This is a genomic window from Micromonospora sp. CP22, assembly GCF_009712475.1.
Classification (GTDB): Bacteria; Actinomycetota; Actinomycetes; order Mycobacteriales; family Micromonosporaceae; genus Micromonospora.
Genome location: NZ_VCJO01000008.1, coordinates 212,452 through 223,670 on the forward strand (window position 1 = coordinate 212,452; position 11,219 = coordinate 223,670).

An 11,219-nucleotide genomic window follows, 5' to 3' on the forward strand; every position below is an offset into this window, starting at 1 on the left:
TGATACGAGCATGGTTGCACCGGCATACGTCGGGACGCCGACGGCCGCCACGGCCGATCCGCCCACCGCAGGCCCGATCGTGCGGGTACGGGACGTGCGCAAGCGGTTCCGTCGCGCGGACGGCACCGACACCAACGCGGTCGACGACGTCTCCTTCGACGTCGCCCGAGGCGAGTTCCTGGTGCTGCTCGGCCCTAGTGGCTGCGGCAAGACCACGCTACTGAGGATGATCGCCGGCCTGGAGACACCGGACGCCGGCAGCGTCGAGATCGACGGCGTTCCGGTGTTCGACCACGCCCGCCGGCTGCTGGTCCCGCCGGAGAAGCGCCGCATCAGCATGATCTTCCAGTCGTACGCGCTGTGGCCGCACATGACGGTGAACCAGAACGTCGCCTACCCGTTGGAGAACCGGGCGGAGAAGCTGTCGCGGGCGGAGATCGCCAGCCGGGTGCAGGCGAGTCTCGATCTCGTGCACATCGGTGACCTCGGGCGTCAGTACCCCGGACAGATGAGTGGCGGCCAGCAACAACGGGTCGCCCTCGCCCGGGCGCTGGTGGCCGGCACCGACCTGGTGCTGTTCGACGAGCCACTGTCGAATGTGGACGCAAAGGTTCGCGAGCAACTGCGGGCCGAGCTGGTGTCCATGCAGCGGGAGTTGGGCTTCGCCGCCGTGTACGTGACGCACGACCAGCACGAGGCCATGGGACTGGCACACCGCATCGCGGTGATGGGCGAGGGGCGGTTCGTCCAGCTCGGCTCGCCCCGCGACATCTACCACGAGGCCAACTCCCGCTACGTCGCGAACTTCGTCGGCACGAGCAACGAGCTACCCGGCACCGTCGTGGCGATCGACGCGTCCGGGCAGGCGACCGTCGAGACGGACATCGGGCCGATCCACGGAAGCGTCGGATCGCCGCAGATCGCCGTGGGGGATCGGGTGATCGCTCTGTTCCGACCCGAGCGTGTCCGGGCCGTGCCGCGCACCGGCCCGCCCGCCAACGGCACGGCCTCCTCCGCCGGCTTCGGCGGGACCGTCAACGCGGCCCTGTTCTTCGGTCCACACACCGAATACCACGTCCAGTGCGGCGCGCACCTGCTGCGGGTGTGGAGCAACACCCGCACCGAGTTGCCGGAAGGCGCCTCCGTCGACATCACCGTCGACGAGGCCGACGTGCGCATCCTCCGCCCCTGAACACATCGCCCACGGGCGGCAGATCGCCGCGGGCATGGCGAGACAAAAGGAGAGACATGAACGACTTCGAGTACGACGTCCTCGTCGTCGGGGCGGGCAACGCCGCCTTCTCGGCGGCGCACGCCGCACGGGAGGAGGTGGCCCGGGTCGGCGTGTTGGAGAAGGCCCCGGCCGCCGAACTCGGTGGCAACTCGTACTTCACGCTCGGCTCGTTCCGCGCCACCTACGGAGGACTCGACGACCTGCGTCCCCTGCTCGACGAACTCGACGAACGGGAGGCCGCCTCCTACGACCTGGACCCGTACCCGGCGGAGAGCTTCGCCGCGGACATGTTGCGCCTGACCCGGGGCCGCACCGATCCCACGCTGATGCGCATCCTGGTGGAGAACTCCTTCAGCACCCTGCAATGGCTGCGTCGGCACGGAATCCGGTTCAAGCTCCAGTCCGACAACCAGGTCTTCGAGGTCGACGGGCGGAAGAAGTTCTGGGGCGGTGGCACCATCGCGACCGTCGGCGGGGGAATCGGACTGATCGAGCAGCACCTCAACGCCGCCAAGAGCACCGGCATCGACGTGCGAACCGAGCACCAGATGACCGGATTCCTGATCGGCCCCGGTGGTGCGGTCGAGGGTGTGGTGTGCCGGACCCCGCAGGGCGAGCGGCAGATCCGTGCCCGTGCCGTGGTGCTCGCCGCCGGTGGCTTCGAGGCCGACGCCCGGCTGCGCGCCACCTACCTCGGCCCCGGTTGGGACACCGCCAAGGTGCGGGGCAGCCGGTACAACACCGGGGAGGCGCTGATGAGCGCGCTCGACATCGGCGCCCAGGCGTACGGCAACTGGTCCGGTGCACACGCGGTGGCCTGGGACATCAACGCCGGTCAGTACGGCAACCGGGTGCTGACCAACAAGCTGCAACGCCACTCGTATCCGTTCGGCATCACGGTCAACGTGGAGGGCAGCCGGTTCGTCGACGAGGGTGCGGACTTCCGCAACTACACCTACGCGAAGATGGGAGCGGCGATCCTGCGGCAGACCGGCGGCCTGGCGTACCAGATCTTCGACCAGCGTGGCGCGGGCCTGCTTCGGACCGACTACGGGCACGACGGGGCCAGCCGGGTCGAGGCCGCCACCATCCGGGAGCTCGCCGAACTGCTCGACCTCAACGCGGACCGGCTCGAACGGACGGTGGCGGCGTACAACGCCGCGGTGGGCGACCGGCCGTTCAACCCGACGATCCTCGACGGGCTCGCCGCCACCGGCATCGAGCCGCCGAAGAGCAACTGGGCGCAACCGATCGACCAGCCGCCCTTCATCGCGTACCCGGTCGGCTGCGCGATCACCTTCACCTACGGGGGAGTCCGCGTCGACGCGGACGCCCGCGTACTCGATCAGGGTGACCAACCCATCCCTGGTCTGCATGCGGCCGGCGAGGTCGTGGGCGGGCTGTTCTACGACAACTACCCCGGCGGCAGCGGCCTGATGTCGGGTGCGGTGTTCGGCTATCGGGCGGGCAAGTCCGCGGCACGTCACAGCCGGGACCGGGGATGACCTCGCCCGGCAGTGTCCTGCTCGGCGACACCGGAGTACGGGTGCCTCGGGTCGTGCTGGGTACCGCGACCTTCGGGTTGCAGTGTTCCGAGGAGACCTCCCGCGAGATCCTGGACCGGGCCTTCGAGCGGGGACTGACCTGGCTGGACACCGCGACGAGCTACCCGCTGGGCAGCGGTGCCGAGTCGGTGGGTGTGACCGAGACGCTGCTCGGCCGGTGGCTGGCGGGCCGACGGGACCGGGTGTTCCTGGCGACGAAGGTCTACAACCGGACCGGCCCGAGCCCGTGGCAGCTGGGCCTGTCCCGCAAGCACCTGCTGTCGGCCGTCGACGGATCGCTGGCCCGGCTCGGCACTGACCACATCGACCTGCTGCAACTACACAGGTTCGACAGGTCGACACCGCTGGAGGAGACACTCTCCGCGCTCGACACACTCGTACGCTCCGGCAAGGTCCGCTATGTCGGCTGCTGCAACTTCCTGGCCTATCAGCTCGCGCAGGCACTCGTGCTCGGCGAGTTGCGGGGCCTGCCGAAGCTGCACACCGTCCAGCTGCGGTACAGCCTGGTACGACGGGGCGCCGAGATCGAGGCGCTGCGGCTGTGCCGCGAGCAGAACGTGGCGGTGCTCGCCTTCAACCTGCTCGCCGGTGGTGTCCTGACCGGCAAGTACGACCGTCGCCAGGGGCCGCCTCCGGAGAGCCGGTTCGCGGTGGGGGCGGCGGGCCAGCGCTACACCAGGCGCTACTGGACCGACGAGACGTTCGACACCGTCGACGCGCTCGGCTCCATCGCGCGGCGGGCCGGCACCACCCTGGCGGTGCTCGCCACCGCCTGGGGGATACGTCAACCCGACGTCACCGCCCCGATCGTCGGGGTGAGTCGCGTCAGCCAGCTCGACACCGTGACCGACGCGCTGGACCTCACGTTGCCCGACGACGTCTGGGACGAGGTGGACCGGGTGACCGTGAACCACCGCCACCAGTCCGAAGAGATCGACTTCGAATCAAGTTGACGAGGAGTGACCATGACCAGCTCTGCCGAACGTGCCTTTCCGTTTCTGCGACTCAACGACCGGCCCGGCAAGCCCCGGGCGGTCGGACTGACCGAGGTCCGCGGTCCGTACTACACCTCCTACGGCCCTGACCACCTGCGGGACCTGCTGGAGTCGGTGGGCCCGCACATCGACTCCTTCAAGTTCCCGGGCGCTTCGATGCCGTTGATGTCCGAGGCCACCATCAAGAAGTTCATCGACGTGTGCCACGACCACAATGTCGAGGTGTCCACCGGCGGCCTCATCGAGTTCGTCCTGACCCGTGGTCCGGACGCGGTCGAGCAGTACTTCCAGACCATCGCGCACTACGAGTTCGACATCGTCGAGATCTCCGTCGGCATGCTCGCCATCGCAGCCTCCGACTACCTGCGGTTGATCGAACGCGGGCGTAAGGCCGGGTTGAAGGTGAAGGCCGAGGTCGGTATCCAGTTCGGCGCCGGAGGCACGTCCTCCGTGGACGAGCTCGCGGCCGAGGGCATCGGCGACCCGAAGTACGCGGTCCAGCGTGCCCGCCGGGCCTTCGACGCCGGAGCGAACCTGGTGATGCTGGAGTCCGAGGGCGTCACCGAGCAGGTGCGTAGCTGGCGTACCGATGTGCCGGCGTTGTTCATCAGCGAGTTCGGTCTGGAATCGGTGATGTTCGAGGCAGCCGATCCGCCGGTGTTCGAGTGGTACGTGAAGAACTACGGACCTGAGGTCAACCTCTTCATCGACCACAGCCAGATCTACCAACTTGAGTGTCTTCGCTCTGGGATCTGGGGTACGAAGGGTCTCTGGGGCCGGGTCGTCAGCTACAAGGGGTGACCCGCCAGCGCGGCGAATGGGCGCTGCTCGTGCAGGCCGGTCTGGTGCTGGCCGGCTACACGGCGGTCCGTCCGATGGCGAGCTACCGCGCGATCGAGTTGGGCGGCGACAACACCGTCATCGGACTGCTCGCGGCGAGCTTCTCCGTCCTTCCGTTGCTGCTCGCCTATCCCGTCGGTCGCCGGGCCGATCAGTTCGGCCCGGCGCGGGTGATCGTCAGTGGGACTGTCGTCTTCACCGTCGCCGGTACGCTCGCCGCCACCGCACGTAGTCTCCCGGTGCTGCTGGGGGCCAGCGTGCTGCTGGGGCTCGGGCATCTGATCTGCATCGTCGGCCAACAGTCCGCGGTCGCGGTAGCCCGAGCCGGAAACCTCGACCGGGGCTTCGGCCTACTCACCTCCGCCGGCGCCGTCGGTCAGATCGTCGGGCCGGTGGCGGCCGGCTTCGGCGCGGACGCCGCCGGTGGCGGTGACTGGTCGGCGGCCTCGGTGGGGATCGCGATCGGTACGGCGCTCTGCGCGTCGTCGGTCGTCTGCCTACGGCCGCTGCTCCGGACCGTGCCCCGACCTCGGCAGCGAGCGGACCTGCCGCACTCCACCAGCCAGGTGGCGAAGGGCATGCTCGGCGTTCGGGGCATGACGCCGACGCTGGTGTCGGGCGGGTTGGTGCTGGCGGCCTTGGACCTGCTCTACACGTTCCTACCCGCCTGGGCCGAGGAGCGGGGGGTGTCGGTGAGCACGGTGGGCTGGCTGCTCGCGGTCCGTGCCGTCCTCACCTTGCTGGTCCGACTGGCCGTAGACCGGGTGGTGCGTCGCGTGGGCCGTCGCACCGCCATCATCCTCTCCGTCGGCCTGGCCGTCGTCGGACTCGTCCTGTTGCCGGTGGTCGGGCTTCTCGGCGCGGTGGTGAGCATGATGCTGCTCGGGGTCGGCCTGGGGGCCGCGCAACCGTTGACCATGGCGTGGGTGGCAGAGGCGGCCCGGCCAGGCACCCAGGGGGCGGCGATGGGACTTCGGCTCACCGCCAACCGCCTGGCACAGACCGCCCTACCCGTCGGGGTCGGGATCGTCTCCACCGGCGTCGTCGGGGTGTTCTGGATGGTTGCGGGGGCGTTGGCGATCTCGGCCGGTGCGTTGGTCCGGCTACCACCAGATCAGCCGTCGGCAGGCAGGAGGAACCGTCACCCGCCTCGGTGAGCAGCGCGGCGCCGGAACCTTTCGCGGTTCTGTCAGGAAGCGGCGTCGCGCCGTAACGTCCGGCAGAGTGGCGGGCGACGGGTCTGCGGTCCGGTCCGTCGTCCGAGCGTTTCCGCTCCCGGCTGCTGGCGTGAGAAGGGTGGGCATCGACCTTGACGCGTCACCGAGACGGTTCGAGCACGGATGCGCTCGCGGACGGGCCGGTGGTCCAGGTGCGCGGCGTGGCGAAGGCGTACCCCGTTCCGGGTGGTGAGTTTCCCGCGCTCAGCGGGGTGGACGTCGCGGTGGACGCCGGCGAGTTCACGGCCGTGGTGGGCCGGTCGGGCAGCGGTAAGACGACCCTGCTGAACCTGCTCGCCGGGATCGACCGACCGACCGCCGGGGAGATCTGGGTGGCCGGGACCGCCGTGCACGAGGTACCCGAGACCCGGCTGGCGGCCTGGCGGGGCCGCGCGGTCGGGCTGGTGTTCCAGTTCTTCCAGTTGTTGCCGACGCTGACCGTCGCCGAGAACGTGATGCTGCCGATGGACTTCTGCGGCACGGTGCCCGCACGTCGCCGTCGGCCGCTCGCGTTGGAGCTGTTGGACCGCGTCGGCATCGCCGAACACGCGGACAAGGTGCCCGCCGGGCTGTCCGGCGGGCAGCAGCAGCGGGCCGCGATCGCCCGGGCACTGGCCAACGACCCGCCGGTCATCCTGGCGGACGAACCCACCGGCAACCTCGACAGCGCCACCGCCGGGGCGATCCTGACGCTGTTCCGGGAGTTGGCCCACGCCGGCAAGGCGGTGGTGATGGTCACCCACGAGCGGGACCTGTCCGGGTACGTCGACCGCCAGGTCACGTTGGTCGACGGACGGGTGGCGGAGGACGTGGCGGTCTCACGGTGATGCGGCCCCGGACCGTGAAGATGTGGCGGGACCTGGTCGCCGCCCGGGGCCGGGTCGCGCTCATGATCCTGGCGATCGCGGTGGCCATGTCCGGTGTCGGCGCGCTGCTCATCGCCCGTACCGTGATCGTCCGCGAGGCTGCGGCGGTCTATGCCGGCACCAACCCGGCGAGCGCGACCCTGGAGGTGCAGGGCGGCGTCGACGCCGCCCTGCTCGCCCAGGTCCGCACCCGACCCGGCGTGACGGACGCCGCGGCCCGGCAGACCGTGCTGACCCGGGTCCGGGTCGGTGACCAGTGGCGTCGCATGCTGCTGTTCGTCATCGCGCCGGATGACCCGATGCGGGTGGCGAAGCTGCGGCTGGAATCCGGCGCCTGGCCGCCCGCCGACGGTGAGCTGCTCATCGAACGCACTGCGGGGCCGGTCCTGGACGCGGCGGCCGGTGACCGCCTGGCGGTCGCCGGGCCGTCCGGGGCGACCACCGAGGTACGGGTGTCCGGCACCGTCTACGACGCCGCGTTGGCCCCGGCCGGGCAGGAGAGCACCGGCTACGGCTATCTCACCCCGGCCGGGCTGGCTCGTCTCGGCTTCACCGCGTCAGCCGACGAGCTGCGCATCGTCACGTCCGAGCGGGACGAGGCGAGTGTGGAGGCGACCGCGACCGCCGTCGCGGCCTGGTTGACCGCCCAGGGCCGCCAGGTGCACCTGATCCAGGCGCCGCCGTACCAGCATCCGCATCACAGCCAGTCCGAAACGATCACGGGTATGTTCCTGGCGTTCGCCGTGGCGGCCCTGGTCCTGGCCGGGGTTCTGGTGGCGGCGACGCTCGGCGGGATGCTGGCGGCACAGACCCGCCAGATCGGCATCATGAAGACCGTCGGCGCCACCACCGGCCAATTGCTGCGGGTTCACCTGGGGGCGGTCGCCGTGATCGCCGCGTCCGCCACCGTGCTGGCCGTCGGTCCGGCGCTGCTGGCCGGGTACGGGCTGTCCGGGCTGGTCGCCGAGATGCTCAACGTCGAGATCGGCAGCCGGGCGCTGCCGTGGTGGGTGCCGGCGAGCTATCTCGCCGCCGGGCTCGCGATTCCGCTGCTGGTCGCGCTCGTGCCGCTGGTGCGGGCGGCCCGGATCACGGTACGGGCCGCGCTCGACGACCACGGCGCCGGAACCGAGGTGGGCGGTCGGCGCACCGACCGGTGGCTGACCCGGCTGCGGGGTGGCCGACTCAGCACCCTCGCCCTGCGCAACCTGATGCGCCGCCGGGGTCGGCTGGCGCTGACCCTGGCTCTGCTCGCGGCCGGCGGTGCCATGTTCACCAGTGGGCTCAACAGCTCCGCCGCGTGGCGCAGCTGGGTCGACGACGGCATGGCCCGCCGCGCCTACGACGCACAGCTGCGACTGGCCTCGTCGGCACCGGTCGACACCATCACCGGGGCGGCCACCGCCGTCGACGGGGTGGTCGCGGCGGAACCGTTCGTCTCGTTGGTGGCCACGCCCGCGACCGCCGACGGGCGCATCGAGGTGCAGCGCACCTACCCCGACGACGGGCACGGCCGGTTCCTGCTCGCCGCGCTGCCCGTGCCCACCCGCATGGTCGACTTCGAGGTCACCGCCGGTCGTTGGCTACAGGCCGGGGACACCGACGGTGTCGTGCTGAACCAGAGCGCCGTGTCACGGCTCGGTGATCCGCGCGTCGGTGACGACGTCCATCTGGCCGTCGACGGGGTGGTGGGGCGTTGGCGGCTCGTCGGCACCATCGCCGAGGCGGGCGGACCGGCCACCGCGTACGCGAGCCCGCAGAGTGTCTCCCGGTTCGTGGAGCCGGGGACCGCGAACATGCTCCACATCATCACCGACGGCGACCCCGGGGTCGTGGCCGGTGAGTTGGAGGCGGCACTGAACTCGATGGGTGTGCTGGTCGGCGAGTCGATGCTCACCGAGGATCTCCGTACGGCGATCGACGAACACGTGGCCATCTTCATCGGCACCCTGCTCGCGCTGGCCACGCTGATGGCGGCTGTCGGCGTCCTCGGGCTGGCCGCCACGATGAGCATCACGGTCACCCAACGCACCCGCGAGTACGGCGTCATGCAGGCCATCGGTGCCCGTCCCGCGATTATCCGCCGGATGGTCGTACTGGAGGGGACGCTGACCGGTCTGCTCGGCTCGCTGGTGGCCATCGTCCTCGGCGTGCCGCTGTCCGTGCTGGTCGGCGAACTGCTCGGCACGATCTCCTTCGGGCTGCCGCTGCCGCTGCGCCTGGCACCCGGCGGTCTCGTCGCCTGGCTGCTGCTCTCGGTCGCGGCGGCGGCTGCGGCGACGCTGGTGGCGGCACGCCGCGCCGCCCGGCTGACCGTCCGGGAGACCCTCAGCTACCAGTGACCCGCTGCCGGGTCCGGTGGAGGCACTATCGTTGCGGCGTGCACATCCGTTTCGACGTCCCAGCCGATCCCGCCTATCCGGGCCGGGTGGCCGCCGCGCTCAGCAGCGCGCAGTTGCGCCGGTACGGCTACATCGGCGCGTCGCTGGTGGCGGCCGGTGCGATCGGGCTGGCCGTGGCGCAGGGGGCCGGGTGGGGTGACCAGACCCGGCCGCTGTGGCTGGCGATGGTCGTGGGCGGGCTGCTGGCGATGCTGTACTGGCCGTGGTTGCGGCTGCGTGCGCGGCGTCGTTCCAGTGGCTATGCCGTCGAGGGCGGCTACGACATCACCGAGGACACCATCATGATGCGCAGCGGCTCGGAGTCCGGTGGCATCGCCTGGGACGGGGTGACCGAGGTGCGCGCCACCCCCGAGTTCTGGGTCGTCTACGTGGGTCGGATGCCGGCGACGGTGATCCCACGGCGGTTGATGTCCGCCGAGGACGCGCAGACGCTGCGGGCGTACATGGCCGCTCGGGGGCTGCTCAGGTCGTGAGGTCGACCGCCGTGGTCGCCGGGGTGCGCGGTGTCCACGTCCGCACACCCCGGCGCCGCGCCGTCAGGAGGTGAGTACGACCGTGGAGATGCTGCGTGCCGCGATGTTGACGGAGACCTGCCCACCGTTCACGCTGACCGGCTGACCGGCCGCGCTCGCGTTCAGCGAGGTGAGGTAGTGCTCGGCGCGGGTGATGTTCTGCGGCACCTGGATCACCGCGTTGTTCACCGCGCTGGTCGAGCGGTTCAGGATGACCAGCGTGGTCTTGCCGCCACCGATGTAGGCGGTCACCTCCAGCGGTGACGCCTTGCTGCTCTTGGTGAGGGCGACCCGCTGGTAGCCGGGGCGGACGTATTTGGCGTACTGCGAGAAGGCGTAACCGCGCTTGAGCGGAGCGCCGGCGGTGGTGCCGAAGGCCGCCTCGCCGTCGCCGATGAAGGAGTAGTAGCGCTTGCCGTACCACCAGATGTAGGCGGTCCAGTTGGCCTCCATCGAGCGGTGCACCGTACGCATGATGTCGTCCAGCGTCTCGTTCCACACCGCCTGGTTAGCGGGGTTGCCCCAGATGTTGGAGCCGTTGCCGTCGGCGGCGTGCAGGTTCCACTCGGTCATCCACACCGGCTTGTTGTGCTGGTCGGCCAGGGGATAGGAGCGCAGCCGGCCCGACTGCTCGGTGCCGTACAGGTGGCCGCCGATGTAGCCGATGTTGTTGCGGGCGGCCGAGTCGTTCAGGGTCGGGTCGGTGTAGTTGTAGTTGAGGTTCACCGCCTCGGCGACCATCAGCTTGGTGTTCTGCACCCGGCTGCCGTGGTCGCGGACGAAGTTGCGCAGCTCGGTGCCGCTCCAGTCCATCGAGTCGTAGTCCGGGTGCCAGTCCGGTTCGTTCTGCACCGAGGTGACGTCGATGGTCACGCCCTGGTTGCGCATGTACTGGACGTAGCTGTTGAGATGGTTCGCGTAGTCGCCGTAGCGGTCGGTGCGCAGCTTGCCGCCGTTGATCCGGCTGTTGTTGGTCTTCCACTCCGCCGGGGCGGTCCACGGCGAGGCGAGGATCTTCACGTCGGATCCGGCGGACTTCGCCGTACGCAGGGCGTTGACCTGGGTCGACCACTCACTGGAGACCGGTGAGATGCCGGTACGCACGATGGACAGACCGAGCTGGTTGGCGCCGAGCCCGACCAGGGTCTGCGTCTCGGCCGTCGACCAGGTGCCGTTGCCCCAGATCGGGGTGGCCGCGCCGAACCCGTCGACCGTCTGGTACCTGGTGGCGGTGTTGACCGTGATGTCCGCCGGGCCGGTCGGCGGCGGGGTGGTCGGCGGCGGGGTGCTGGGTGGGGGTGTGCTGGGTGGTGGGGTGGTGGGTGTGGTGCTGCCGGTGCAGGCCACCGCGTTGAGGGCGAAGCTGGTGGGGATCGGGTTGCTGCCGGACCACGAGCCGTTGAAGCCGAACGAGGTCGTGCCGTTGGTGGGGATGCTGCCGTTGTAGCTGACGTTTCGTGCGGAGACGGTCGCGCCGGCCTGGCTCACCGTGGTGTTCCACGCCTGGGTGATGGTCTGCCCGGCGCCGAACGCCCAGGTCAACGTCCACTCGTTCACCGGGTCACCGAGGTTGGTGATGGTGACGTTG

At 70.2% G+C, this 11,219-nt stretch carries 9 protein-coding genes; 8 read left to right on the forward strand and 1 reads right to left on the reverse strand.

The annotated features are described in order from the left end of the window. Positions 1-10: 10 nt before the first annotated feature. The 8 genes from FF096_RS16280 to FF096_RS16315 all read left to right on the forward strand — a co-directional run bounded on the left by FF096_RS16280 (position 11) and on the right by FF096_RS16315 (position 9,592). Complete coding sequence (locus FF096_RS16280) at positions 11-1,192, forward strand: ABC transporter ATP-binding protein (protein WP_155218964.1); 1,182 nt, start codon at positions 11-13, stop codon at positions 1,190-1,192. A 56-nt stretch (positions 1,193-1,248) separates the two neighbouring features. Beyond that, positions 1,249-2,739 (forward strand): FAD-dependent tricarballylate dehydrogenase TcuA, encoded by a 1,491-nt coding sequence (tcuA, locus tag FF096_RS16285; protein ID WP_155218966.1) that lies wholly within the window; start codon positions 1,249-1,251, stop codon positions 2,737-2,739. Further along, the gene (locus FF096_RS16290; protein ID WP_155218968.1) at positions 2,736-3,752 is read left to right on the forward strand and encodes an aldo/keto reductase; all 1,017 of its coding nucleotides are present in this window, start codon (positions 2,736-2,738) and stop codon (positions 3,750-3,752) included. The genes tcuA and FF096_RS16290 overlap by 4 nt, the downstream gene beginning before the upstream one ends. 12 nt (positions 3,753-3,764) lie before the next feature. Beyond that, entirely contained in the window at positions 3,765-4,595 is an 831-nt protein-coding gene (locus FF096_RS16295; RefSeq protein ID WP_155218970.1) for a phosphosulfolactate synthase, read from the forward strand. Continuing rightward, positions 4,592-5,791 carry an MFS transporter gene (locus tag FF096_RS16300; RefSeq protein ID WP_155218972.1) on the forward strand — a complete coding sequence of 400 codons (1,200 nt, stop codon included), beginning with the start codon at positions 4,592-4,594 and terminating at the stop codon, positions 5,789-5,791. The genes FF096_RS16295 and FF096_RS16300 overlap by 4 nt, the downstream gene beginning before the upstream one ends. A 152-nt stretch (positions 5,792-5,943) precedes the next feature. Beyond that, positions 5,944-6,678, forward strand: coding sequence for an ABC transporter ATP-binding protein (locus tag FF096_RS16305; protein WP_155218974.1), 735 nt, complete (start codon positions 5,944-5,946; stop codon positions 6,676-6,678). Further along, on the forward strand, positions 6,678-9,059 hold the full coding sequence (locus tag FF096_RS16310; protein WP_155218976.1) for an FtsX-like permease family protein: 2,382 nt from the start codon (positions 6,678-6,680) through the stop codon (positions 9,057-9,059). The genes FF096_RS16305 and FF096_RS16310 overlap by 1 nt, the downstream gene beginning before the upstream one ends. Positions 9,060-9,097: 38 nt before the next feature. After that, positions 9,098-9,592: a YcxB family protein gene (locus FF096_RS16315; protein WP_309223396.1), complete on the forward strand. Its 495-nt coding sequence runs from the start codon at positions 9,098-9,100 to the stop codon at positions 9,590-9,592. 63 nt (positions 9,593-9,655) lie between these two features. Here the strand turns inward: FF096_RS16315 and FF096_RS16320 are convergent. Beyond that, positions 9,656-11,219 (reverse strand): cellulose binding domain-containing protein (locus FF096_RS16320; RefSeq protein WP_155218980.1); only part of this gene is annotated, 1,564 nt, incomplete at its 5' end.

Coding starts and splice junctions, on each gene's coding strand:
- FF096_RS16280 (WP_155218964.1), top strand. CDS start 11: ATGGTTGCACCGGCATACGTCGGGACGCCGACGGCCGCCACGGCCGAT.
- tcuA (WP_155218966.1), top strand. CDS start 1,249: ATGAACGACTTCGAGTACGACGTCCTCGTCGTCGGGGCGGGCAACGCC.
- FF096_RS16290 (WP_155218968.1), top strand. CDS start 2,736: ATGACCTCGCCCGGCAGTGTCCTGCTCGGCGACACCGGAGTACGGGTG.
- FF096_RS16295 (WP_155218970.1), top strand. CDS start 3,765: ATGACCAGCTCTGCCGAACGTGCCTTTCCGTTTCTGCGACTCAACGAC.
- FF096_RS16310 (WP_155218976.1), top strand. CDS start 6,678: ATGCGGCCCCGGACCGTGAAGATGTGGCGGGACCTGGTCGCCGCCCGG.